The 25,957-nt window shown below is 60.1% G+C and carries 20 protein-coding genes; 7 read left to right on the top strand and 13 right to left on the bottom strand.

The features are described from left to right. Positions 1–30 precede the first annotated feature (30 nt). From BN4575_RS06295 to BN4575_RS06310, 4 genes are all read right to left on the bottom strand, one after another. Positions 31–654 (bottom strand): hypothetical protein, encoded by a 624-nt coding sequence (locus BN4575_RS06295; protein WP_068977558.1) that lies wholly within the window; start codon positions 652–654, stop codon positions 31–33. 335 nt (positions 655–989) lie between these two features. Then, positions 990–4,565 carry a pyruvate:ferredoxin (flavodoxin) oxidoreductase gene (gene nifJ / locus BN4575_RS06300; RefSeq protein WP_068977559.1) on the bottom strand — a complete coding sequence of 1,192 codons (3,576 nt, stop codon included), beginning with the start codon at positions 4,563–4,565 and terminating at the stop codon, positions 990–992. After that, the gene (locus BN4575_RS06305) at positions 4,562–6,208 is read right to left on the bottom strand and encodes an NAD(P)-binding protein (protein ID WP_068977560.1); all 1,647 of its coding nucleotides are present in this window, start codon (positions 6,206–6,208) and stop codon (positions 4,562–4,564) included. Before BN4575_RS06305 ends, nifJ begins: the two co-directional genes overlap by 4 nt. 176 nt (positions 6,209–6,384) lie before the next feature. Then, complete coding sequence (locus BN4575_RS06310; protein WP_068977561.1) at positions 6,385–7,137, bottom strand: substrate-binding periplasmic protein; 753 nt, start codon at positions 7,135–7,137, stop codon at positions 6,385–6,387. Between the two features lie 125 nt (positions 7,138–7,262). On the opposite strand from BN4575_RS06310, the gene BN4575_RS06315 reads away from it, so the two are divergent. Continuing rightward, entirely contained in the window at positions 7,263–9,065 is a 1,803-nt protein-coding gene (locus tag BN4575_RS06315; RefSeq protein ID WP_068977562.1) for an MOSC N-terminal beta barrel domain-containing protein, read from the top strand. A gap of 220 nt (positions 9,066–9,285) precedes the next feature. Beyond that, positions 9,286–10,998, top strand: a complete 1,713-nt coding sequence (locus BN4575_RS06320) for a methyl-accepting chemotaxis protein (RefSeq protein ID WP_068977563.1) — start codon at positions 9,286–9,288, stop codon at positions 10,996–10,998. A gap of 84 nt (positions 10,999–11,082) precedes the next feature. Here the strand turns inward: BN4575_RS06320 and htpX are convergent, their stop codons facing one another. From htpX to bioB, 5 genes are all read right to left on the bottom strand, one after another. Next, positions 11,083–11,955, bottom strand: a complete 873-nt coding sequence (htpX, locus tag BN4575_RS06325; protein ID WP_068977564.1) for a protease HtpX — start codon at positions 11,953–11,955, stop codon at positions 11,083–11,085. Between the two features lie 104 nt (positions 11,956–12,059). Next, the gene (bioD, locus tag BN4575_RS06330) at positions 12,060–12,737 is read right to left on the bottom strand and encodes a dethiobiotin synthase (RefSeq protein WP_068977565.1); all 678 of its coding nucleotides are present in this window, start codon (positions 12,735–12,737) and stop codon (positions 12,060–12,062) included. Positions 12,738–12,797: 60 nt separating this feature from the next. After that, on the bottom strand, positions 12,798–13,613 hold the full coding sequence (gene bioC, locus BN4575_RS06335; RefSeq protein ID WP_068977566.1) for a malonyl-ACP O-methyltransferase BioC: 816 nt from the start codon (positions 13,611–13,613) through the stop codon (positions 12,798–12,800). Then, positions 13,606–14,802, bottom strand: a complete 1,197-nt coding sequence (gene bioF / locus BN4575_RS06340; protein ID WP_068977567.1) for an 8-amino-7-oxononanoate synthase — start codon at positions 14,800–14,802, stop codon at positions 13,606–13,608. Before bioF ends, bioC begins: the two co-directional genes overlap by 8 nt. After that, the gene (bioB, locus tag BN4575_RS06345; RefSeq protein WP_068977568.1) at positions 14,799–15,887 is read right to left on the bottom strand and encodes a biotin synthase BioB; all 1,089 of its coding nucleotides are present in this window, start codon (positions 15,885–15,887) and stop codon (positions 14,799–14,801) included. The genes bioF and bioB overlap by 4 nt, the downstream gene beginning before the upstream one ends. 192 nt (positions 15,888–16,079) lie before the next feature. Here bioB and bioA point away from each other — a divergent pair, with 192 nt between their 5' ends. Continuing rightward, positions 16,080–17,354: an adenosylmethionine--8-amino-7-oxononanoate transaminase gene (gene bioA, locus BN4575_RS06350; RefSeq protein ID WP_068977569.1), complete on the top strand. Its 1,275-nt coding sequence runs from the start codon at positions 16,080–16,082 to the stop codon at positions 17,352–17,354. Positions 17,355–17,530: 176 nt separating this feature from the next. Beyond that, positions 17,531–18,349 (top strand): HAMP domain-containing protein, encoded by an 819-nt coding sequence (locus tag BN4575_RS06355; RefSeq protein ID WP_068977570.1) that lies wholly within the window; start codon positions 17,531–17,533, stop codon positions 18,347–18,349. A 4-nt stretch (positions 18,350–18,353) separates the two neighbouring features. Here the strand turns inward: BN4575_RS06355 and BN4575_RS06360 are convergent, their stop codons facing one another. Beyond that, the gene (locus BN4575_RS06360; RefSeq protein WP_256028905.1) at positions 18,354–18,698 is read right to left on the bottom strand and encodes a hypothetical protein; all 345 of its coding nucleotides are present in this window, start codon (positions 18,696–18,698) and stop codon (positions 18,354–18,356) included. A 198-nt stretch (positions 18,699–18,896) separates the two neighbouring features. Between BN4575_RS06360 and asnS the strand changes: the two genes are divergently transcribed. The 3 genes from asnS (at position 18,897) to BN4575_RS06375 (ending at position 22,881) form a co-directional block, all read left to right on the top strand. After that, positions 18,897–20,297 carry an asparagine--tRNA ligase gene (gene asnS, locus BN4575_RS06365; protein ID WP_042018719.1) on the top strand — a complete coding sequence of 467 codons (1,401 nt, stop codon included), beginning with the start codon at positions 18,897–18,899 and terminating at the stop codon, positions 20,295–20,297. A 110-nt stretch (positions 20,298–20,407) separates the two neighbouring features. Next, a complete protein-coding gene (locus BN4575_RS06370) occupies positions 20,408–21,163 on the top strand; it encodes a substrate-binding periplasmic protein (RefSeq protein WP_068977572.1) in 756 nt (251 codons plus the stop codon). Positions 21,164–21,537: 374 nt separating this feature from the next. Further along, positions 21,538–22,881: an anaerobic C4-dicarboxylate transporter gene (locus BN4575_RS06375; protein WP_042018718.1), complete on the top strand. Its 1,344-nt coding sequence runs from the start codon at positions 21,538–21,540 to the stop codon at positions 22,879–22,881. Positions 22,882–22,893: 12 nt separating this feature from the next. On the opposite strand, the gene BN4575_RS22060 is transcribed toward BN4575_RS06375, so the two are convergent. From BN4575_RS22060 to dcuC, 3 genes are all read right to left on the bottom strand, one after another. After that, positions 22,894–23,034: a hypothetical protein gene (locus tag BN4575_RS22060; protein ID WP_176716422.1), complete on the bottom strand. Its 141-nt coding sequence runs from the start codon at positions 23,032–23,034 to the stop codon at positions 22,894–22,896. Positions 23,035–23,152: 118 nt separating this feature from the next. Further along, positions 23,153–24,292: a M20 family metallopeptidase gene (locus tag BN4575_RS06380; protein WP_068977573.1), complete on the bottom strand. Its 1,140-nt coding sequence runs from the start codon at positions 24,290–24,292 to the stop codon at positions 23,153–23,155. 117 nt (positions 24,293–24,409) lie between these two features. Beyond that, positions 24,410–25,786, bottom strand: coding sequence for a C4-dicarboxylate transporter DcuC (gene dcuC, locus BN4575_RS06385; RefSeq protein WP_042018714.1), 1,377 nt, complete (start codon positions 25,784–25,786; stop codon positions 24,410–24,412). Between the last annotated feature and the right edge of the window lie 171 nt (positions 25,787–25,957).

The raw sequence follows: 25,957 nt of genomic DNA on the forward strand, positions 1-25,957 counted from the left end.
ATGTCGTCACCCTCCTTTATAAAATTGAATCTAAATATAAACTGCAGACATACTAACAAATACAACTAAAGCAAAGTACTGGATAAATAGTGTCACGCTCTGCCAAAAATAATTTACCAGCATTCGTTTATGATGATAGTTCCGATTTTCTTTTATCTTACTCATTGCTTTGTTCAAAATCAGCTTCATATACCATGGGAATATGTCTTGGAAAGATGAAATACTTTTCATTAAATAAAACTCGGTTTTGATATCCAACCCATTTCTTTCTGCCATTTCTTCGATCTTCTGAACATGCTGCTCATAATCATCTATTATTGGAACTAAACGCTCTCTGACTTCGATTGAACTAGAAATGCTAAGCGAACACAACATTGCATAATATTTTTGAAACAATGAAAACAGTAGCGAGGCAGCTAAACAAGAAAATAAAACTTTAAGTTCTGATTGCTCATAAAAATGAGCCATTTTATCGACATTGGTTACTGATAAACCAGCAACTGCAGCGCTGCCTGCCGCCGCCCAAGTTGATAATTTATCCATAATTGGACTTGTTGAGACCGTTGCCTCAGCTAAAGCACCTACCGAGTCATAATGAGCATTCTCATCAGTGATTGCTTTCCAACTTTCTAAAGATTTCTCTAAATCTGTCATTTACAACGCTCCTATAAATCACAACTACTTATCATAAAGCCTACATAACAATATATGAAATCTTCATACATCCTGCTAAGTCCAGACTAAAACATCAACAACATAATTATCTAATTTAGATGCATCACCACCAAACCGTTAATAACACTAGTCGCTTTTTATACATGAACAATATAACTATCGCACTTGTTTTATAGATAATTAACAGTCTCATTAATACTCAACGCTTATACATCTACAATAAAAAATATATGTGTGTAAACATATATTTACTTTGATGACCAGATAAAAAGCGGGCCAGCGACCCGCTTGGTTATATTTCACTCAACAAATCCTCACACCGGCGGATGGAAATGGCTGGCTTCGCGGGTGGCCATCTCCTCGTAAGTGGCCCACTTCTGCCACGCCACTTGTTGCGCCACCTGCATCAGCCGTTCGGCCTCCTCCGGATGGCTCTGGGCCAGCACCCGATAACGGGTCTCCTCTTGGCGGTATTCAGCGAGGGGAATGGAGGGGCGCAGGCTATCGAGGCTAAAGGGGTTCTGCCCCGCACTGCGCAGCAGCGGGTTGTAGCGCATCAGCGGCCAGTGACCGGAGGCCACGGCACGTTTTTGCTGGGTCAGGCCAAACTCCATATCGATGCCGTGGGCGATGCAGTGGCTGTAGGCGATGATCAGCGACGGGCCCGGATAGGCCTCAGCCTCACGCAACGCTTGCAGCGCCTGCTGCGGGTTGGCACCAAAGGCGATGCGGGCAACATATACGTTGCCGTAGGAGATGGCCTGCAACGCCACATCCTTCTTGGCCAGCGTCTTGCCTCCCGCCGCGAACTTGGCGACGGCACCGAGCGGCGTCGATTTCGACATCTGGCCGCCGGTGTTGGAGTAGACCTCGGTATCCATCACCAGCACGTTCACATCGCGCCCGGAGGCGAGCACGTGATCGAGCCCCGCCGAGCCGATGTCATAGGCCCAGCCATCGCCGCCGACGATCCAGACCGAGCGGCGCACCAGCTGATCGATGAGTGACAACAGCTCGCGAGCCTTGCCGGACTTCACCTCCTCCAACCGCTCACGCACTTGCGCGACCCGGGTGCGCTGGGCGCGGATCTCCGACTCTAGCCGCTGCGGGGCGCTAATCAGGGTATCGACCAATGCCTCTCCCAGCTCCCCCTTCATCGCCTGCAAGGCCGCCACCGCCTGACCGTGATGCTGATCGGCGGTGAGACGAAAACCAAAGCCGAACTCGGCGTTATCCTCGAACAGGGAGTTGGACCAAGCCGGCCCCTTCCCTTCCCCGTTCTTGGCCCACGGCGTGGTCGGCAGGTTACCGCCATAGATGGAGGAGCAGCCGGTGGCGTTGGCCACCAGCATGCGATCGCCAAACAGCTGGGTCAGCAGCTTGAGATACGGGGTCTCGCCACAACCGGCGCAGGCGCCGGAGAACTCGAACAGGGGTTCGAGGAACTGGGCACCGCGCACGGTGGAGAAGTCCACCCGCTCGCGGGCAGGCCAGGGCAGGCTCTCGAACCAGCGCAGCGCCTGCTTCTGGCCCGCCAGATGGGGCGCCTTGTCCAGCATGGTGATGGCGCGCGTACCTTCATGTTCCTCATTAGCCCCGGCCCGTACCGGACAAGCCTGCACACACTGACCGCAGCCGGTGCAATCCTCCGGATAGAGCTGCAAGGTGTAGCGGCTGTCAGGGAAGCCCTTGGCGGTAACGGGCACCGACTGGGCCGCCTCGGGGGCGGTCGCCAGCCAGTCCTGATGGTAGAACTTGGCCCGCAGCGCCGCGTGGGGGCAGACAAAGACACAGTTGCCGCACTGGATGCAGATATCGGAGTGCCAGATGGGGATCTCGCGGGCGATATCGCGCTTCTCGAAACGGCTGGTGGCGGTGGGGTAAGTGCCATCCACCGGCAGCATGGAGACAGGGATCAGATCGCCTCGCCCCGCCAGCATCTCGCCAGTGACCCGCTGGACAAACTCGCTGCCACCCGGTGCCAGTGGCAGCGGATAGTCGCTGATCTGCTCGTCACCGGCCGGGATCACCACCTTGCAGAGGTGAGCCAGGGTATCGTCCACCGCCGCGAAGTTGCGCTCGACCACCTCGGGCCCCTTGCGGGCATAACTCTTCTCGATGCTCTCCTTGATCAGCGCAATGGCCTCATCCCGCGGCAAGACTCCGGCCAGCGCGAAGAAGCAGGTCTGCATGATGGTGTTGATGCGATTGCCCATGCCGTTTTGCTCGGCCACCCGATCCCCATCGATGCAGTAGAGCTGGATATTGAGGGCGCGAATACGGGCGCGCAGCCGCTCGGGCAGCTGGCCCCACACCTTGTCCGCCTCATAGGGAGCATTGAGCAGCAGGGTCGCCCCTTCGGCGGCGTGCTCCAGCAGATCCACCGACTCGACAAAACCCCACTGGTGGCAACCGATAAAGCTCGCCTGCTCGATAAGCCAGGGGGCGTCGATGGGCTCGGGGCCAAAGCGCAGGTGGGAGACGGTGCGCGAGCCCGACTTCTTGGAGTCGTAGACGAAGTAGCCCTGAGCGTGGAAGCCCTCCAGCTCGCCGATGATCTTGATGCTGTTCTTGTTGGCGCCGACCGTGCCGTCGGCACCAAGGCCGAAGAAGAGCGCCCGCACCCGGCTGGCAGGCTCCAGATCGCCGATGGGGTGCCAGGCCAGACTGAGGCCCGACACATCATCGACAATCCCCACGGTAAAGCGGGGGCGCGGCGCATCGGATGCCAGCTCCTCGAACACAGCCGCGCACATGGCGGGGGTGAACTCTTTGGAAGAGAGGCCATAGCGACCGCCACTGAGCCAGGGCAGCCGCTTGATAAGGCCGCGCTGCAAGCCGTCGATAAGGGCACTCTGCACATCCAGCAGCAGCGGCTCGCCACCGGCGCCCGGCTCCTTGGTGCGATCCAGCACAGCAATGCGGCGCACGCTCTGCGGCAGCACATCGAGCAGCGCCTGTACCGGGAAGGGGCGATAGAGGCGAATGACCAGCACCCCGGTCTTGCGATCCTGCCGGTTGAGCCAATCCACGGTCGTGCGGGCGGTGGCCGCCCCCGAGCCCATCAGCACGATCACATCGGTGGCATCGGGCGCACCGTGGTACTCCACCAGCTTGTAGTGGCGGCCGGTCAACTCACCGAGGTTGTCCATGCACTGCTGCACCCGCGCCGGTACCGCCTCGTAGAAGGGGTTGACGCTCTCGCGGGACTGGAAATAGGTATCCGGGTTCTGGGCGGTGCCACGCATCACCGGATGATCCGGGTTGAGGGCCCGCGCACGGTGGGCGCGTACCCAGTCGTTGTCGATAAGGGCGCGAATTTCATCCCGATGCAGGGCAGTGATCTTGTTCACCTCGTGGGAGGTGCGAAAGCCGTCGAAGAAGTGGATAAAGGGCACCCGGCACTGCAGGGTGACGCTGTGGGCAACCAAGGCCAAGTCCTGCGCCTCCTGCACCGAACCGGAAGCGAGCATGGCAAAGCCGGTGCTACGTGCCGCCATCACATCCTGATGGTCGCCAAAAATCGACAGCCCCTGCGCCGCCAGCGAGCGGGCCGCCACATGGAATACCGCCGCGGTCAATTCACCGGCGATCTTGTACATGTTGGGCAGCATCAGCATCAGCCCCTGACTGGCGGTGAAGGTGGTGGCGAGCGCCCCCGCCTGCAGGGCGCCGTGTACCGTACCGGCCGCCCCCCCTTCGCTCTGCATCTCTACGACTGTGGGAATGTTGCCCCACAGGTTGGTCTGCTTCTCATCCGCCCAGGCGTCGGCCAGTTCGGCCATGGTCGAGCTCGGGGTGATGGGGTAGATGGCACACACTTCGCTCAGCTGGTACGCCACCCGGGCCGCGGCTTCGTTGCCGTCAACCATGATCAGTTCATGTTTCATTGGGACTCCTCCGGTTGGCGTAGCTCGATGGCGTGACAGGGGCACTGGTCGTGGCAGGCACCGCAGCCGGTGCAGCGCACGGCATCCACCTGATAGCCCTTGCCCGGCCCCAGCTTGGCGATGGCCTGCTCGGGGCAGCTGCCATAGCAGCCGTCGCACTCGAAGCAGTTGCCGCAGGAGTAGCAGCGCGCCGCCTCGTAGCGGGCGGCCACCTCATCCAGACCGCCGATGATCTCGCCAAAGTCATCCCGCGCCCACGCCGGTTTGACCGGCTGACTGCTGGCCGGGGCGTGGGTCTGGAACCAGAGTTGCAACTGCTCGGGCCCCACCAGCGGGTAGGAGAGCGGTTTGTGGTAGTGGCGACCGCGCAGCCAGGCATCCATATGGCGCGCCGCCTTCTTGCCATGGCCGGTGGCGATGGTAACGGTGCGCTCGGAGGGCACCATGTCGCCGCCCGCAAAGAGACCCGGCACATCCGTCATCAGGTTGCCCGCCACCTGCACCACTCCCTCCTTGTTGACCCGCACGCCGGGAATGCTCTCCAGCACCGAGAGGTCGACCTCCTGACCGAGCGCCAGGATCAGGGAGTCCGCTTCGAGGGTTTCAAACTTGCCGGTGGGCACCGGCTTGCCCTCGGCATCCAGCGCCATCACCTCCACTTCGATGCTGGTGTTGTCGAGCTGGCGAATGCTGCGCAGCCAGTTGATCTTGATCCCCTCCTCTTCGGCCTCGTCGGCTTCAAAGGCGTGGGCGGGCATATGATCCCGGTCGCGGCGGTAGATGATCATCGCCTCTTCCACACCGAGGCGGCGGGCGGTGCGGGCCGCGTCCATGGCGGTGTTGCCGCCGCCATAGATGGCCACCCGCCGTCCCAGTTTGGGGGGCGGCAAGCCCTGCTCTTCGGCCAGACTGGCCTGTTCGAGGAAACTCACCGCATCAAGGATCTTGCCCGCCTCCCGGGCCGGAATATCGACCCGCTTGGCCAGATGGGCACCGATAGCCATAAAGACGGCGTCAAAGCCCCCCTCATCGCGCTCGCGCAGCACATCCTCCACCTTGTGGTTGAGGGTGAGAGTGACACCTGCGGCCACGATGCGGGCCACCTCCCGATCCAGCACATCGCGGGGCAAGCGGTAAGCGGGAATACCAAAGCGCAGCATGCCCCCGGCGAGCGGCCCCGCTTCGCGGATCTCCACCTGATGGCCGAGCCGGTTGAGGTGCCAGGCGCAGGAGAGGCCGGAGGGCCCGGCACCAATCACCAGCACCTTCTTGCCGCTGGCAGGGGCAGGCGGCGCAGGCAGCCAGCCATGGACCAGCGCCTCGTCGCCGAGGAAACGCTCGATGGCATGGATGGAGACGGATTCATCCACCTGACCGCGATTGCAGGCACTCTCGCAGGGGTGATAGCAGACCCGGCCATGAATGGCGGGCAGCGGGTTCTCTTCGATCAAGGTCTGCCAAGCAGCCTCAAAGTTACCCGCCTGCGCCAAAGAGAGCCAGGCCTGGATATTTTCTCCGGCCGGGCAGGCGTGATTGCAGGGTGGCAGGGCCGGCCGCCAAACGGGCAGCCGGGTACGCACCGGGCCTGTTCCCGTTTTCAGGGAGAGATCCGGCTGTGGGGTCATGTCCAGTTGTTTGCTCATACATTGCTTTCTTCTTGTTGGGTAACAGGCCCACTCCGATAGCACTTGATACCGTGTCGCCGAAGCGGACGGTGGCCAGAGAGGGAAGAAGCGAAAGCGTTAGAAACTGGGAACTGAGTCGATAGTGGCGGCTTTTTTGTACTGATTAGCGAATCAGGATCAAAAAATGTTGCACTTTATGGTTCATAGAGACCAGAACGTGACTCAAGTAACATCTTATCCAGCTGACCGCTGGCTTTCAGTTTGGCGAGCCCCCGATTGAAGGTTTTGATCAGCTCGTCAGCGTTGGCGCGCTTGCGGCTGATCAGCAGGTGACCTTCGACTTTCATCACGGGTTTTGAATGGGTTGCGAAGAGATCGACCGTGCTGGCCGGGTAGAACTGACGCAGGGAGTAGTAGCCGACATCGATGTTCTCAAGCGTCAGGTCGGCGCGACCGGAGAGCAGCAGATCGAAGCTCTGGCGCAGCCGGGTGACGAACTGTACCTGTAGTGGCACCTGCGTGATGGCTGCAAAAAAATCTGCATTGTAGGTATAGCCACTGACCGCAGCCAGCTTGCGATCCGCCAGATCCCGATAGCCTTTCCATTCAAGCGGATCTGACTTGAGATAGAACCAGACGTAGGTTTCGCTCAGGATGGGATCGCTGTAGAGATGGGTTTTGCGCCGCTCGCTCGACTCATACCAGTGGACAGTGCCATCCACCACCCCCTCCTCTGACAAGCGAAAGGCCCGCTTCCAGGGCAGAAACTGGAACTTGACGCTCACCCCTTCACTCTTGAACGCCTCGCTCACCACATGGGGGATAAGCCCCTGATATTTCAGTGTCTCGGAGCAGTAAGGCGGATACTCTCCCGTGGTCAGGGTCAGCTCCTGTGCCCAGAGCCCGTGGCAAAAAAGGCTCCCCGCCAGCAACCAGCTTATTTTCATCCCGATACCCTCTTGTTCTGTTTTCCCAACTATAGACCGCCCCCCTGAAAGGATTGCCGGATCGCCAGGGAACCGTTATGTTCCCCTTTTTCCAGGCGAACGCGCCGCGTCACAAGGATACGAAGATGCCCAGGCTAGACAGCATTCACCTCTACCCCATCAAATCGACTGCGGGCATGCCGCTGGCTCGCGCTCGGGTGACCGAAGAGGGACTGGCAGGGGATCGCCGCTACATGGTGGTCAAACCGGACGGCACCTTTATCACCGCCCGCACCCATCCCCAACTGCAGCAGGTCGTCGCTACCCCCATCGAAGGGGGCTTGCAACTGCGCTATCCGGGCTTTGAACCGCTGACCCTGCAAGAGGCCGACTTCAGCCGCGCCCCGCAGGCCACCGGGGTCTGGAGCGACCGCTTCACCGCGCTGCATACCGACCCCAAAGCCGATGGGTGGCTAAGCCGGGTGGCTGGGGAAACGGTGCAACTGCTCTGGCTGGGTGAAACCTCTGATCGTTTTCGCGAAAAGACCGGCACCCGGGTCAGCTTTGCCGACGGTTATCCGCTGCTGCTGATAAGCCAGGCCTCCCTTGAGGATCTCAATCTGCGCTCCGATGCCCTGCACCAGATGAGCCAGTTCCGCACCAATCTGGTAGCAAGCGGCACCCAGCCCTTCGAGGAGGACAGCTGGGTGCGTATCCGCATCGGCGAGGTGGAATTTAAAGTGGTCAAGCCCTGCAGCCGCTGCATCATGACCACGGTGGAAGCGGGCACCGATCGTTTCAACGCCCTGAAAGAGCCGCTGGCCACCCTCACCCGCTACCGCCGTGGCGAGGATGGCGAGGTCTACTTCGGCCAGAATCTGGTGGCCCTGAACGAGGGGTGGATTGAGGCGGGCAGCGAGATCGAGGTGCTGGAGCGCACCCGTCCAGTGGTCTATCCCGCCGCCGCACCGAAAAAGCGCGAGCTGCGCTGCGTGGCCCGCGAACCGCTGGCGCGGGATCTGGAGACCTTCTGGTTCGAGGCGGCCGATGGCGAGCCCCTGCCCGACTACCTGCCGGGCCAGCATCTGCCCATTAGTCTCGATATCAAAAATGAGCGGATCCAACGGCGCTATACCCTGAGCTCCACGCCGGATCACCCGGAACGTTACAGCATCAGCGTCAAGAAGGTGGGGGGGGGCCGCATCTCCCACTGGCTGCACCAACAGTTGCAGGTGGGTGACCGGCTGCTGGCAGCTAATCCCGCAGGCGAGTTTCACTTGGGCCGCGAGCGCAATCTCCTGTTGCTCTCCGCAGGCTCCGGCGTCACCCCCATGCTGGCGATTGCCCACACCCTGGCGCTGCGCGGGGAGCTGGAAGATGCTCACTTTATGCACCTGTGCCGCAGCGAAGCGGACATTCCCGCCGCCAGTGAACTGCACGCCATGGCGCAGCAGGGCATGACGCTCACCCTGATCCTGAGCCAGCCAGATAGCCACTGGCAGGGGCTGCAAGGGCGACTCAATGATGAGCATCTGCGACGGGTCAAAGGGCTGGCCGAAAAAGAGGTCTTTATCTGCGGCCCCCACGGCTTTATGGCCGATGCCGCAGCCAGCGTCGCAGCCCTCGGCGTACCAGCTGCACGGATCAGACAGGAGAGTTTTGGCGGCGCCATTCTCTCGGTGGCCCGCCCCCATCAGGCGGTGCAACTCAAGATCGGGGAGCAGGCATTCACCGGCAACAATCAGGGCACTGTGCTGGATCAGGCCAACAAGCAGGGGGTTGAGCTGCCCTGGAGCTGCCGCGCCGGGATCTGCGGCAGTTGCAAGCAGACGCTGGTCTCGGGCGAGGTAGATCATCCCGATGCCCCCGCCATCACCGCCGCCGAGCGGGCCGAGGGCAAGATCCTCACCTGCTGCGCCGTGCCGCTCACCGACCTTGAGATCTTATGATCTGGTGATCGGGCCGCGTTAACTCACGTCAACTCAGATGGCCGGGGAATTGACCCCGGTCATTTTTTGTCACTTTGTTCGATACGAGCCCTTCCTTTCCTCCTCCCCCACCCGCAAGAGCGCGTTTCCTTCCTATACTCTCAGGGCAAAAAGCCTTGCCAGACATTGACTTGGCGATGCTCCATACGACACTCCCCCATAGGGAAAGGACGCCCACACCATGGAACAGAACAAGCCCGCCTTTCAGCTCAACCTGCTGCTATCCGTCATCACCCTGATCCTGCTGTCACTGGTGTTCTTCGCCTACAGCTGGGCGGGGAAACAGCTGGAAGAGAGCTATCGGCAACAATATGTCTCCTACCTGCTGGCCGATGAGCTGCGCCAATCCTCCGATGATCTGACCCGACTCGGGCGCACCTACGTCATCACCAAGGATCCCGCCTACGAGCAGCAGTACATGCGGATCCTGGCCATTCGCAACGGTGAGCAAGCCAGACCGGATGGCTACAACCGTATCTACTGGGACTTCGTCGCCGCCAACGGTCAGAATCCCCGCCCCGACAGCAATGTTCGCCGTGGCCTGATCGACCTGATGAAGGATGCCGGTTTTACCGAAGGGGAGCTCGCCAAGCTCAACGAGGCCAAAAACAACTCGGATGCGCTGGTCAACACCGAGGTCGCTGCCTTCAAACTGGTGCAGCAGACCGATGGCGACCCGATCGCCAACCAGCAAAAGGCCATCGCCATGATGCATGACAAGGCCTATCACCAGAACAAGGGGCGCATCATGTCCCCCATTGATGACTTCTACGTGATGATGGAGGCGCGCAATCAGGAGGCGGTCGAGAGCGCCATGACCAATACCGACATGCTGCGCTATCTGTTTATCGCCCTCGGCCTGGTGTTGATGTTTTTCCTCTGGCGTACTTATCGCTCCCTGCTCGATCTGGTGGGGACGTCGGTCGAACAGCTCAAAACCGATCTCCATCTGCTCGCCATGGGGGACTTCTCACTGCCTATCAAGGTGCCACAAGGCTCGAAAGAGAGTCTGATCGGCCTGCTCGGCGGCATGCAGAGCACCCTCAAAGGGATCATCGCCAAGGTTTCCCACTCCACCGAAGAGTTGTCCGACTCTGCCGACAGCATCGCCCAGATCGCCGAACAGACAGCGCTGTTCGCCACTTCCCAGCAAAGCAGCACCCAGACCATGGCGGCCGCCATCGAGGAGCTGGTGGTGAGCATCAGCCACCTCTCCGACAACGCGACCCATGCTGACGAGCTGAGCAAGGTCTCTGCCAATACCCTGGAGGAGGGTTCCGGGGTTATCAAGGAGACCCTGGACAGCATCGAAAATATCTCCACCACCGTGGGCGAAGCAGCCAGCACCATCTCCGAGCTCAACGGTCATACCCAGCAGATTTCGGAGATCATCGGGGTGATCCGCAGTATCGCCGATCAGACCAACCTGTTGGCCCTCAACGCCGCCATCGAGGCAGCGCGGGCAGGGGAGCAAGGTCGTGGCTTTGCGGTGGTCGCCGACGAGGTGCGCAATCTGGCCAGCCGCTCTGCCGCCTCAACCCAGCAGATCACCGGGATGATCAGCAAGATCCAGAGCGGGGCCGATGCCTCCATCCGCAGCATGGAAACCACAGTCAACAACGTCTCCCGCGGGGTCAGTCTGGCCAACCAGACCGGTGAGGCGATTTCAAGCATCCGCAGTCACGCCTCTAACCTGACCGGCCTGATGGGGGAGATCAGCCACACCCTGCGCGAACAATCTACCGCCGCCAACGAAGTGGTCTCCACCGTCGGCAACATTACCTCCCTCTCGGAGCAGTCGGGGGATGCCGCCCGCCATGTGTCGCAAGAGGCATCCAAGCTCAAGCAGCTGTCACGCATGCTGCGCCAGGAGATGAGCCACTTCAAACTTTAAAAAACGCTACAAAGCAAAACGGCTGCCCCAAGGCAGCCGTTTCTTTATTCGGGGTTATCCCCTGCAATCCACATCCAGCATCAATCAACCACGCAGAGCGGCGATGCGCTGCTCGATGGGCGGGTGGCTCATGAACAGCTCGCTCATGGAGCGCTTGCCGTTGATGCCAAAGGCCATCATGGAGCCTTCCAGCTGCGGCTCTGCACCGCGGGAAAGACGCTCAAGGGCGGCAATCATCTTGTCGCGACCCGCCAACTTGGCGGCACCTGCATCGGCACGGAACTCGCGCTGACGGCTGAACCACATGACGATCATGGAGGCCAGTACGCCAAACAGCATCTCCAGCACGAATACGGTGATCATGTAGGCAAAGCCGCCGCTGCTGCTGCTCTCTTCACTGTTGTTGGAGCTGAAGAAGTTGCTGATAATACCCGCCACGATGCGAGCGAAGAACATCACGAAGGTGTTCACCACCCCTTGCACCAGGGTCAGGGTCACCATGTCGCCGTTGGCTACGTGGCTCACTTCGTGGGCCAGCACAGCTTCGGCTTCGTCACGGCTCATGCTGTAGAGCAGGCCGGAGGAGACCGCCACCAGCGAATCATCCCGGCGGGCACCGGTCGCAAAGGCGTTCATCTCGGGAGAGTCGTAGATCCCCACTTCCGGCATCTTGATCCCGGCTTCACGGGCCTGACGGGCCACAGTGCTCACCAGCCAGTGCTCGGTCTCGTTACGGGGTTGCTCGATGACCTGGACACCGTAGCTGCGCTTGGCCATCCACTTGGACATCAACAAGGAGATAAAGGAACCCCCAAAACCGAACACGGCACAAAACATCAACAGGCCAGTAATGCTGGACTTGTTGATACCCAGAACCGAGAACAGGATATTGAGTACCACCCCCAGCACCAGCATGACGGCCAGGTTGGTCACCAGGAATAGCATAATTCGCTTCATATAGACTCCTTGTGAAAAATAGGACATGACAGCCGGTCATCCACCTGTTCATGTTAATGGTGGCCATTCTAGATGGATTCGATGAATGTTCGCTGAATGTGCCGTTAAAGTAGCGGAGATATATCGATACGCCCCTGCAAATCGGCCTCAAGCGGATTGTTTATAAACGGAATTTCCCCCAGAAAGGGAGCAGGCAGCAAGCTTCTGAGGGTGTCCAGATTTTCCTGATAATGGCTCATGGAACCATGGAGCCGATTAATTACCCAGCCAGCAACCGGCAGCTGATCATTACGAATGGCGGCAAAGGTGAGCAACGCATGATTTAGGCAGCCCAGCTTGGCCCCCACCACCATGATCACCGCCATGTTTTCCTGTTTTACCCAATCCGATAACAGGTGTTTGCGATCGAGCGGCAGATACCAGCCCCCCGCCCCTTCCACCACCGTCAATTCGGCCCCCGCTTGTTCAATCTTGCGCAACCCCTCGCTCAAGCCCTGCATGGTGATGGGCTGGCGCGCCTCGCTGGCGGCGATGTGGGGGGCAATCGGCGGCTCGTAGGCAAAGGGATTGACCACCTCATAGGGCAGTTGCAGGCTCGCCGCCTCTTGCAGCAACACCGCATCGAGATTGCGCAGCCCGTCCGGGGTGCGGGCACATCCCGCAGAAACCGGCTTGTAGCCAGCACAGTTGATCCCCTGTGCGCTGAATTCTCGCAGCAGGGTACGCGCCACCAGCGTCTTGCCCACATCGGTATCGGTGCCGGTGATAAAGAATGATTTCATACGATTATCTCCTTGGCAGGGCGCCGTTGACTGCCCTGCAGATATTGCAATTCCCGACGCTCAGCGAGGCTTGCTGAGGCGTCCGAGACAGACCCGATAACTGGCGACCAGCCTGCCATCGGGCTGGCGAAACGCTTCATACGCCTGTGCCAGCTGCTGCAATCTGGCGCGACCGCTCAGCCCGGCCGGTGCGGCATTTTGCTGATTGTCGTTAACCTGATTAGCCCCGATCCCCTTGAGATCGCGCAACAGCTGCGGCAATGCCTGATAGGCAAGATCCCAGGTGATACAACGCAGCTCGGGAGCAGATACCCCGGCGGTAGCCAGCGCCTGCTCCAATTGTGGCAGGCTGAGGAAGCGATTGACATGGGCACGACCATCCAGCTGCTGCCAGGCGGCTCGCAACTGCCAGAGCGACTCATCGAGCAGGGTCGAGAAAAAGATCTGGCCGCCCGGTTTGACCACCCGCAGCAGCTCGCCAAAGGCGTGGGCCGGTCGTTCGCACCACTGCAGCGCCAGACTGGAAAAGACCCAGTCGAACGAGTCATTCGCAAAGGGCAGCTGCTCCGCATCGCCGCAGAGCAGGCGGGCACCACTGCCACGCAAGGCGGCCTGTGCCAGCATACCGGGGGCCAGATCCAGCCCCACCAGCTGGTGACAGCGATTCGCCAGCCGGGGCAAGAAAAAACCGGTGCCACAGCCCAGATCCAGCCCGTTGACCGTCAGATCAGTGCCAACCGACCTGTCCGGCATCAATTCGAGCAGCGCCTGACCCACCTCCTGCTGAAAATGGGCGTGGGCATCGTAATGACAGGCGGCAGCACCGAAGCGGCGGGCTAGCTGCGCTTTGTCCACCGACTGGAAGCGCTCATCCATGGTGAGATCCCTCCGAAGTGGCACTGCCCGAACATGGGCCAAGGGCATCGAGCAGGCGCTCCACATCCTGTTCGCGGTGAGCCGCGCTCAAGGTAATACGCAGCCGCGCCGTACCGACCGGCACCGTGGGCGGGCGGATGGCGCTCACCCAGACGCCGCATTCGCGCAGCCGTTCAGCCAGTTGCAGGGCAGCACTGCTCTCCCCCACCAGCAGCGGCTGGATGGGGGTATTGCTTGCACCAAGTTGCCAACCCTGCGCCTTTGCCCCTTGCCGGAAGCGGGCGATCAGCTGACCAAGATGGGCGCGGGACTCATCAGCCGCGCGCACCAGTTCGATACTCTTGCTGACGGCGCAAGCCTGCGCGGCAGGCATATGGGTGCTGTAGACATAGTGGCGGGCAAAGTTGACCAGATACTCCACCAGCTCGCGACTGCCGCCGACAAAGGCGCCAGCGACGCCGAGCGCCTTGCCAAAAGTGCCCATCTGGATATGCACGTTGGCAGGATTTACTCCCTGCGCCGCCAGGGTGCCGCGCCCCTCGGCCCCCAGCACGCCGAGGCCGTGGGCATCGTCGATCATCAGCCAGTTGCCGCTCCGGGCTGCCAGTGTTGCGAGCTCAGCCCAGGGGCACTGATCCCCGTCCATGCTGAACACCCCTTCCGAGACAATCAGCCCGTGATTTGGCTCAAGCAGCCGTTCAAGGGCCGCCATATCGTTATGGCCAAAGCGCTTCATCTTGCAGGGGAGCTGGCTGCCCATCTCCTGCAAGGAGGCGTGGTTGAGTTTGTCCTGCCACAGCAGATGCTCCTTGCCGAGCAGGGCTTTCAGCACCGCCTGATTGGCCGAAAAACCGCAATTGAACAGCAGCACCGCCTCCACCCCGAGCCACTCGGCTAGGGTCTCTTCCAACTGCTGGTGAGCGCGACTGTAACCGGTCACCAGCGGCGAGGCGCCGGAGCCCGTGCCATAGCAGTCAATCCCCGCTTTGAAGGCGGCCTTGATGGCGGGATGATCCGCCAGCCCCAGATAGTCGTTGGCGGAAAAATTGAGGTAGTCGCGCCCCGCTACCCTGAGCCGCCCGCCACTCGCCCCGTCGGTCGCGATGCGGTTGCGCAGCAGGCCAGCCTGCTCGCGCCCGGCCAGCGCAGCGCCCAATGCAAAGGGGCCTGTGACTGCAGGGCCAGTCATGACCGCGCAGCCCCGGCACGGGGGCGGGTTGCGTCATAAAACATCTCGGCGGGCTCGCTCTGGCGACTCACCTCAGCCAGCAGCTCCTCTTCTTGGACCTGATCCGGCTTCTGGGCGCGCTGGGCGGGGCGAATGCCGAGCCGCTTGAACAGCTGCATATCGCTGTTCTCGTCCGGGTTCGGGGTGGTCAGCAGTTTGCAGCCGTAGAAGATGGAGTTGGCCCCCGCCATAAAGCACATCGCCTGCATCTGCTCGTTCATCTTCTCCCGCCCGGCGGAGAGGCGCACATGGGAGGCGGGCATCATGATCCGCGCCACGGCGATGGTGCGGATAAATTCGAACGGGTCGAGGTTCTCTTCGTTCTCCAGCGGCGTCCCTTTCACCTTGACCAGCATGTTGATGGGCACGCTCTCGGGGTGACGGGGCAAGTTGGCCAGCGCCATCAACAGGCCCGCACGGTCTTTGGCCTGTTCGCCCATGCCGACGATGCCGCCGGAGCAGACCTTCATGCCCGCGCCACGCACATGCTCCAGAGTATCTAGCCGGTCCTGATAGGTGCGGGTAGAGATGATCTCGCCGTAGAACTCCGGCGAGGTATCGAGGTTGTGGTTGTAGTAATCGAGCCCTGCGGCGCCAAGACGGGCAGCCTGATCGGCGGTGAGCATGCCCAAGGTCATGCAGGTCTCCATCCCCAGCCCGCGCACCTCCTCAATCATCCGGATGACGTAGGGCATGTCTTTTTCTTTGGGGTTGCGCCAGGCCGCCCCCATGCAGAAACGGGACGAGCCATTGGCCTTGGCCTCGCGGGCCCGCTCCAGCACCTTCTCCACCTCCATCAGCCGCTCGGTCTCGAGTCCGGTGTGGTAGCGGGCGCTCTGGGGGCAGTATTTGCAATCTTCCGGACAAGCGCCGGTCTTGATGGAGAGCAGGGTGCTCACCTGCACTTCGTTCGGGTCGAAATGAGCGCGGTGTACGGTCTGGGCCGCAAACAGCAGATCGTTGAACGGCAGGGCAAACAGGGCCTGAACCTCGGCGAGAGTCCAGTCATGACGAAGGGCGTGACCGCCAGTGGTGAGAGCATTCATACATGGCTTCCGGTTGTTATTAGTGGGATCCTGCGCCCGCATCCCGCGATGGGCGGCCACAAAACCCGCCGCCGGGCCCGCGCGATCAGGGTGATGCGCCGCGCCAAGTGGCTGAAATTGTTGGCTAGTGTAGAGAGCACGCGTAGACTGTCAACACCGACCAGATCAAATAAATTGACAACAGAACAACAAATGACCAATCAAGAATTCGACCTGCACCACATCTGGCACCCCTATACCTCCCTCACTCACCCCCTGCCCTGCTATGAAGTGGCCAGCGCCAAAGGGGTAACCATCACCCTCAGCGATGGCCGTGAACTGGTGGATGGCATGAGCTCCTGGTGGGCTTGCGTGCACGGCTATCAGGTGCCGGAACTGGACGCCGCCGCCACCGCCCAGCTCGGCAAGATGTCCCACGTAATGTTTGGCGGCCTGACCCACGCTCCGGCGGTCGAGCTGTGCCGCAAACTGGTGGAGATCACGCCAGCTAAGCTGGATCGGGTATTTCTGGCAGATTCCGGCTCGGTGGCGGTGGAAGTGGCGCTCAAGATGGCCCAGCAGTACTGGCACAGCAAGGGCACCCCAAAAGTCAAATTTGTCACCCTGCGCGGCGGTTATCACGGCGACACCTTCGGCGCCATGAGCGTCTGTGACCCCGATGGCGGCATGCATGATCTTTATAAAGGCTTCCTGCCGGAGCACCATTTCGCGCCGGCACCGAGCTGCCGCTTCCACGCCGAGTGGGACGAGCAGAGCGTGGTGGAGCTGGCCACGCTCATGGCCGATCATCACCAAGAGATCGCGGCCATCATCCTCGAACCCATAGTGCAGGGTGCAGGCGGCATGCGCTTCTACCATCCCCGCTACCTGCAGTGGGTACGCGCCCTGTGCGACGAGTTCGACGTGCTCTTGATTGCCGATGAGATCGCCACCGGCTTTGGTCGCACCGGCCAGCTGTTTGCCTGCGACTGGGCGGGGATCAGCCCCGACATCATGTGTCTCGGCAAAGCGCTCACCGGCGGCTATCTCACCCTCTCGGCGACCCTGACCACCGAACACGTAGCCCGCACTATCTGTGACGGCAAGGCAGGGGTCTTTATGCACGGCCCCACCTTTATGGGCAATCCGCTGGCCTGCGCGGTGGCCAACGCCTCCATCGATCTGCTGCTGGCTTCCCCGTGGCAGGAGAGAGTGCGCGCTATCGAGCATCAACTGCGTACCGAGCTGGTGGCGCTGACCCTCAACCCGGCGGTGGCAGACGTGCGGGTGCTTGGCGCCATCGGGGTGGTGGAGATGAAAGAGCGGGTGGATGTGGCCCGTATCCAGCGCAAGTTCGTTGAGCTGGGCGCCTGGATCCGGCCGTTTGGCAAGCTGGTCTACCTGATGCCCCCCTTCGTCATCACCCCCGAGGAGCTGCGGGTATTGACCGGCGCAATCAGTCAGGCCATCGCCGAGGGCGAGTTTTAAGGCAAGCGGCGGGCGGCCATTGCAGCCGCCCGTTTGACTACCCGCATTTGATATATAGAGAGGGCAACTTTATCTACTTCAGTGCGGTTTCACTTGCCGTAATGTGAGCAAAACACCAGACCTGAGGCACCAAGAGGGGTAAACTGCTGCGGTTTTACCATCAAGAAAGATTGCTCATGCGCCTCTCCATTGCTGCCAAAATCAACTTTTTCCTGCTCTTCATCTTCTCCATGGTACTGGTCTTCTCCGCAGCCTATCAGGCGGTGCGCGAGCGTGACCTCATCCTGACCCTCATGAAGGAGCAGAGTCGCGAGCAGACCGATGCCTATTTCGATGGCCTCAACATGCTGATGCTGACCGGCAAGATGGAAGCCCGCGATACCCTGCGAGCCAAGTTTCTCGACCACGCCCATGTGGAAGATGCCCGCATCGTGCGCGGTGATGCGGTCAACAAGCAGTACGGACCAGCACGGGCGACCGAACAGGCCAAGGATGAATATGATCGACTGGCGTTAGCGGGAACAGGCAGTATGGCGGTGGTGTATGACGATATGCATAGCCGGCTGGTCGTGACCCGACCGCTGCTGGCCAAAAAAGATCTTCGTGGCACCGACTGCACCAGCTGCCATCTGGTGCCGGAAGACACAGTGCTCGGTGCGGTGCGCTTTGACTACTCCCTCGATTCGCTGTTTACCCGGGTTGAGCAGAACATCCTCACCTCGGCACTCATTCTCACCGCCATCTTCGGGCTGGGACTGCTGCTGACCCTGTGGGTCATCCGCACCTGGATAGTTCGCCCGCTCAATCACCTGACCCGTTCCATCGAGGAGGCCACCGATCTGCACGACTTTGACCACCGGCTGGAAGGAGATGACGACGATGAGATAGGGCGGGTGGCCCTCGCCTACAACCAGATGCTCGACAGCGTGGCACGTCAGCTGGGCAAGCCCCCCAGGCCTGCTGACAAGCACCAAAAAGAGCCTCTGAGTAAGTAATCGATCAGGGGACGTAGTAAAAAAGCAGGCTGGCAATCAGGATCAGCAACAGGATGGCCAGATTGACGTGCATCGAATCCTCTTTGCGCCGGCTGCGCTGCCGCTCCAGCAGTAACACCGTCAGCGTCAGCCCGCAGCTCCCCCAAAGCCAATAGAGTAACCAGGGGGTCAACGCAGGATCCCAATAATCGCGCACCGCGATCCCGCCATAGACCAGAAAACCGTAGGAAATTTCGGGACGGGCATAGTGGTAAAGGGAGAGCAACACAATAAAGCCCCCCCAGCAGAGCACCACCAGCCACTGCAATGCCTTCGTCAGCCAATCAGGTCCATGCCGCCTATCTTTCACACACTGCTCCTTTGCCATGACACCCGGGTTGCGCCAACCATGCTGAAAACCCCACCAGAGTCCGACATTTTTGCTTGTTTATCAAACCCGCGCGGGTAAGATTGACGGCTTAGTCTGCCATGATGGGCCAATGAATGCCCGGCCAGACCCCTAGTGTTGCAAATAGCGCTGCAAGAACAAGCTGGAGACAATATTTCGATGACGCACGCATCCGTAGTAGATGTGCTGACCGGTAAATATGCGGTTGGCACCACCCAAACTGTAAAAGGGTGGATCCGGACTCGCCGTGATTCCAAGGCGGGGATCTCATTTTTGGCCGTATCCGATGGCTCCTGTTTCCATCCGGTACAGGCGGTTGTTCCCAATACCCTAGCCAATTACGAGAATGAAGTGCTGCGTCTGACCACTGCCTGCTCCGTGGAAGTGACCGGCGTGGTTGCCGCCTCTCAGGGCAGCGGCCAGGCTTTTGAACTGCAAGCCACCGACGTGAAGGTTGTCGGCTGGGTCGAAGATCCGGACACCTACCCGATGGCTGCCAAGCGTCACAGCATCGAGTACCTGCGTGAACAGGCTCACCTGCGCCCGCGCACCAACATCGTTGGCGCCGTGACCCGGGTACGCAACAGCCTGGCCCAAGCCATCCACCGCTTCTTCCATGAAGAGGGCTATCTGTGGATTGCGGCCCCGCTCATCACCTCCTCTGACACCGAAGGTGCTGGCGAGATGTTCCGCGTCTCCACCCTGGACATGGAAAACCTGCCGCGCACCGACGCTGGCAAGGTCGATTACGACAAGGACTTCTTCGGCAAGGAGACCTTCCTGACCGTATCCGGCCAGCTCAACGTCGAAACCTATGCCTGTGCCCTCTCCAAGGTCTATACCTTCGGGCCCACCTTCCGCGCCGAAAACTCCAACACCAGCCGCCACCTAGCCGAGTTCTGGATGGTAGAGCCGGAAATTGCCTTCGCCAACCTGGACGACAACGCCGCCCTGGCCGAAGCCATGCTCAAATACGTCTTCAACGCCGTACTGGCTGAGCGTCGCGACGATCTGGAGTTCTTCGCCCAGCACGTAGACAAGGATGCCATCGGTCGTCTGGAGCGTTTCGTCTCCTCCGACTTCGCCCAAATCGACTACACCGATGCCATCGAAGTGCTGAAGAACTGTGGCAAGAAGTTCGAGTTCCCAGTCTCCTGGGGTATCGATCTCTCCTCCGAGCACGAGCGCTATCTGGCCGAAGAGCACTTCAAGTCTCCGGTGGTGGTGAAGAACTACCCGAAAGATATCAAGGCCTTCTACATGCGCCTCAACGACGACGGCAAAACCGTTGCCGCCATGGACGTACTGGCACCGGGGATCGGCGAGATCATCGGTGGAGCCCAGCGTGAGGAGCGCCTTGAGGTGCTGGATGCCCGCATGGCCGAGATGGGCCTGAACAAGGAAGATTACTGGTGGTACCGCGACCTGCGTCGCTTCGGTACCGTACCCCACGCCGGTTTCGGTCTGGGCTTCGAGCGTTTGGTGGTCTATGTGACCGGCATGGGCAACGTCCGCGACGTGATCCCGTTCCCGCGCACGCCGCGTACCGCCGAGTTCTGATCTGCGGCATCTTGCCACTGCATCATAAAAGCCGACCTTGGGGTCGGCTTTTTTATTGTCACCGTTATGGGTGATACTCAGTATCAATCGGCACAAGGAACTGGTCGCCTATGGGATATCGCCTGCTGCTCTCGCTACTGCTGTTCTGCATGCCTGTTCAACTGTGGGCCGAGCCCGTTCGTCTGACCACCCTGGAGTGGCCCCCCTTCACCAGCCAGAGCCTGCCCGATGGCGGTCTTACCGGTCATATCGTCAAGCGCGCCTTTGCCGAGGCTGGGCTGGAGGTGGAGTTCGATTTCTACCCCTGGCAGCGGGCGGTGCGACTGGCTGCCGATCCGGCCCAGCCCTACCGCGGCTATTTCCCCGAGTACCTCTCAGACACCCTGCCCACCCTGTGGCGCAGCTCCCCCAGCGTGGGGGACAGCGTATTGGGCATGGCGCAGCGAGTTGGCCCCCCCATACCATGGCAACGGCTTGCAGATCTCGCCCCCTACCGGATCGGTGTGGTAGAGGGGTATGTCAACACCCGGGAATTTGATGCCCTGATGACCAGCAAACGCCTCAACACCTTCGCCGTCGATGCGGATCTGCTCAACCTACGCAAATTGCAACGCGACCGGCTCGATCTGGCGGTCATCGACCGGGATGTTTTCTACTGGCTGATCCATCACGACCGCAAGCTACAAACGGCCGGATTGCAGTTTCACCCGCAGATCCTCGAGCACAAGAGCCTGCACATCATGTTTCGCCCCGATCAACAGGCGCTGCAGCAGCGGCTGGCGCAGGCCATTGCCAGACTCGATATTGCCAAGCTGAGTGAGGATTATCAGCGTCGCTATCTGCAGCAAGCACCTGCGGCCAAGTGAGCCAAACCGCCGAAGTCCCCGTTTGCAGGCAGAGATGGCCTGAGCACCGGCTTTTTGACCCTCTTCTGTCGCTATTTATCACTTTTTCTTCCCCTCCCCTGCAGCCTTGCTCTCTCTCCTTACCGCCACCATGACGACCTGAAGGCTTGGCTCCGTGTGATACCACACGGCAATTAAATTGATTTTTTTGTTAACAAGAGGTTTTTAAGTGGTTTAATCAAAAATTCATCGAGTTATTGAAGTAACTCAATTTTTTCACTTATGCAGGGGAGCAGAATAGCAACTAACCCTTTTGGGCTAAATAAAACAAACAATGACAATTCATGGTTCAGGCTACCCGCGGCAATATGGGTTGAATCACACGAGGTAATGGAATGATCTTGATGGAATTTTTGGTGGTACTCGGCTGCTTGCTGCTGGGTACCCGCTTTGGTGGCATGGGACTGGGTCTCATCAGTGGTATCGGTCTCTTCCTGCTGACCTTCGTCTTCGGCCTGGTGCCGGGCGAACCGCCAGTGCAGGTGATGCTGACCATTCTGGCGGTGATCGGCTGTGCCGCCACCCTGCAGACTGCCGGTGGCCTCAACCTGATGATGCAGGTGGCCGAGCGTCTGCTGCGCCGTCACCCGCAATACATCACCATTCTGGCACCGCTGACGACCTGGACCCTCACCTTCCTGTGCGGTACCGGCCACGTGGTTTACACCATGTTCCCCATCATCGCTGACATAGCGCTGCAGAAGAACATCCGTCCCGAGCGCCCGATGGCCGTGGCATCCGTTGCCTCCCAGATGGCGATCTGCGCCTCCCCGGTCTCCGTTGCCGTGGTCTCCATGGTCTCCATTCTGGCGGCCGGTCATGGCATCGGTCAGGCTTACGGCCTGCTCGACATCCTGATGATCGCCATCCCCTCCTCCCTGACCGGTGTGATCATGGCTGCCCTGTGGAGCCTGCGTCGCGGTAAGGATCTGGATCAGGACGAAGAGTTCCAGGCCAAGATCAAGGATCCGGAGCAGCGCACCTTCATCTACGGCGGTGGTGAAACCCTGCTCAACACCAAGTTCCCGAAAGAGGCCTACTGGTCTACCTGGATCTTCTTCGCCGCCATCGCTGCCGTGGTATTGCTCGGCGCCAACGAAGGTCTGCGTCCGGTATTCACCATCAAGGACAAGACAGGCCCGCTCTCCATGAACCTGGTGATCCAGATGATGATGCTGATCGCCGGTGCCATCATCCTGATGCGCTGCAAGGTCAAGCCGGGTGAGATCTCCAATGGCCCCGTGTTCAAGGCCGGTATGGTCGCCATCTTCTCCGTGTTCGGGGTTGCCTGGATGAGTGAGACCTTCTTCCAGGCTCACATGCCGCTGCTCAAAGAGACCCTGGCTCACGTGGTACAGGCCCAGCCCTGGACCTACGCCCTGGTGCTGTTCCTGATCTCCAAGCTGGTGAACAGCCAGGCCGCGGCCCTGACAGCCATCGCCCCCATGGGTCTGGCACTGGGCGTAGAGCCGAAACTGCTGATCGCCTTCCTGCCGGCGAGCTACGGCTACTTCGTGCTGCCGACCTACCCAAGCGATCTGGCCTGTATCGGTTTCGACCGCTCCGGCACCACCCGCATCGGCAAGTTCATCATCAACCACAGCTTCATCATTCCGGGGTTGATCGGGGTAAGCAGCTCCTGCGCCCTGGGTTATCTGCTGACCACCATTTTGCTCTAATCGCAGTCGCGTTTATCGCGCCATTGCCAGACAGGCCCCCGCTTCGGGGGCCTGCTCTTTTTCCCCTGACGCCACCTGCGCCTCGATGGCTGGCAGGTGGCACGGCAAGATCATCTGGCCTATCTGGCCGAGCAGCAGGGATAACGGCGCCAAGCTATCTGGCCAGCTCGTTCAGGGGTGCGCGAAAAATCGAGATAAAAAAACGGGAGGCAGCAGCCTCCCGTCTTGTTCTGTTCGCGCCTTTGATGACTCGGCACAACAATAAACTGGCTTATTTCGCCAGCTTGCCCAGCACCCGCTGCAACAGACGGATGCGCGGCTCTATGCTGTCGAGCAGCAGGAATTCCGCTTCCGAGTGGAAGCCGCCGCCCATGGGGCCGAAGCCATCCAGCGACGGCACACCCGCAGCGGCAGTGAAGTTGGCATCCGAGCCGCCACCGGCCTCCAGCCAGTTGAAGGGGATCCCCTCCTCCTTGGCAGCAGCCTCCACCAGCGCCATCAACGCCTCGGTGTCGCCACTCGGGCGCATCGCCGGTTTGAAGGTCTGGCGATCCACCTCGACCCGGCAGCCCACCAGGAAGGGGTTGTTGGCCATAAAGGTGAGTCGATCGTGTACTGCGCGGGCCTCTTCGTTGCTCCAGAAACGCAAATCCACGATCGCCTCGGCAAAGTCCGGCACCACATTCACGCCGGTGCCGCCCTGTACCACCCCCACGTTCATGGTGGTGCCCGTAGTCATGTTGACCTGCTCGTTGATGGCCAGCACCCAGTGCGCCAACTCTGTGATAGCGGAGACCCCTTCGGTGAGGGCCGAACCGGCGTGGGACGCCTTGCCGTGGAAGGTGATGCGGTACTTGGCATTGCCCTTGCGGGCGCTGATAAGATCCCCGTTGGGACGGGCTGCCTCGGCCACCAGCACGCAGCCACTCTGTTTGGCTTTTTTCACCAGCCAATCCTTCGACCAGGGGGAGCCCACCTCCTCGTCGCAGTTGTAGCAGACCAGCACCTTGAGCTTGGCCAGCTGCGCCGGATCCATCTCCTTGAGGGCATACCAGATAGAGAGCAGGCCGCTCTTCATGTCTGAAACACCGGGGCCAAAGGCCTGATTGCCTTCGATTTTCAGCGGTCGCTTGGCCGCCGTCCCCTCGGGAAAGACGGTATCCATGTGGCCGCACAGCATCACGTCGTAGTGATCGGCCCCCGGCGCATTGGTGATCTCGAGGCAAGGGCCGCACTCAGGAGCGAACTGGTGGCGGGTCACCTGCCAGCCGATGGCCTCATATTTCTCGGTCATGATGTCGGCAACTTTCGCCACCCCGGCCGGGGTGCGGGTGCCGCAATCGAGGTTGATGAGCGGGGCCAGATCGGCCAGATAGCTATCGAGGGAAAACGGGCTCTTTACAACTGTCATTATCTTCTCCATGCAACAATCAGCGTTGATGGCCGATCGTCTATTGCAACAATGCGACACAGTGAGAAAAAGGCGGGCAACCATGCCACCCGCCCGACCGGTAAATTCCAAACACCACTACATGAACAGCAGATAGTTAAGCGTCAACGCCGTCACCAGCGCCCCCGCCATGGGCACGCTGGTGCGCTTGACCACGGTAAAGGGCGACACCTTGGCAATCCCCGCACAGGCGATCAGCACAGCCGCGATGGGGGAGATGGTGCGACCAATACTGGAGGCCAGCTGCATCGGCAGCAGCATGGTCACCGCAGGTACACCAAACTTGGCCGCCACTGCCGGTGCCAGGGTCGAGAAGCTGAGGAACGCCGCGTTGCCAGAGCCCATGATGACCGCCGCCACCATGATCAGCGCCACCATCACTAGGGTCATCAGGCCGCTGCCGATACCGGCATTGCTGGCAGAGTGCAGCAGGGTATCGATAGCACCAATGGCCTTGAGGGATTCGGCAAACAGCTCGGCACAAACGATCAGCGCCACCACCGGGCCAAACACCTTGCCCATGCCATCGAGGAAGCTCGACAACCCGGCCATAGCGGTGCGCAGCGAGCGGCTACGCAGCAGCTCGCACAACATGCCGATAAAGACCGACAGCAGCATGGCCACCTCCACGCTCATCTTGATGTCGCTTACCAGCAGCTTGGAGAAGGTCATCATCAGCACAAAGGGGATGATCGGCAGCAGGCCATACCAGGTCGGCGCCTGCACCGCATCAGTACCCTGTTCGTCCAGCTCGGCGTGATCGCCGCGATGCAGCGCCGGATCCCAGCCATCCTTGCGATCGCAGTGACGCTGCCAGAAGAAGTGCAGCACCATGGTCACCAGCAGCATGGGGGCCACCAGCCAGATCTGGTAGTCGACGAAGTAGCTGGTCGGATCCATGCCGGATTGACCGGCGGAGAAGATGGCGTTGGTCTGGGTCGGACCAATTTCGAACGCTTGGGAGGTGGCGATGACGCCACAGGCGGAGGCCGGGCTGATGCCGAGGTTGCGCATCACCGGGTACATGGTGACCATCAACAGCAGGCCAAGGCCGGTGGCGGAGGTGACGAACAGGGAAACGAATACCGCCACCAGATAGCAGATGGAGAGCATCAGGTAGCTGGACTGGATGCCAGCCACCGGTTTGACCGCCACTCGCACCAGCGCCTGGGAGGCACCAATATGGGACATGTAGGTGGCGAAGCCCGCCACCGCCATGATGGTAAGGCCCAGCCCCGCCGCGCGGTAGGAGAAGATCCCCTTGAACACTTCAAACAGGTCGAACAGGGCGAAGCCGGTGCTCTTGTCAGCGGGGAGAATGGGGTGCAGCCCCAGCCAGTAGGCCACCGCAAAAATGGCCATGCCCGCCAGCGCCAGCACCGCCTGCGGGTTGTAATCCTTGATAATGCCGTAGACCACGGCGACCAGAACGAGCAAGACGAATAAAAGTTCCAATATTCACTCCTGATAAATTTATCGAAGAGCGGAATCTAGTGTTCTGACCAGAGATTGCCTTTGATCCCTATCAATAAAGGTGCCTTCACTGGGTACCATCAGCATAATATGTCGGTGATGTAACAAATTTTCGTTGTTTAAACTGCCGGAAAACCTTTATCAACCGCTATC

It is taken from the genome of Aeromonas sp. EERV15, assembly GCF_900079845.1.
In the GTDB taxonomy this organism is placed as follows: Bacteria; Pseudomonadota; Gammaproteobacteria; order Enterobacterales; family Aeromonadaceae; genus Aeromonas; species Aeromonas sobria.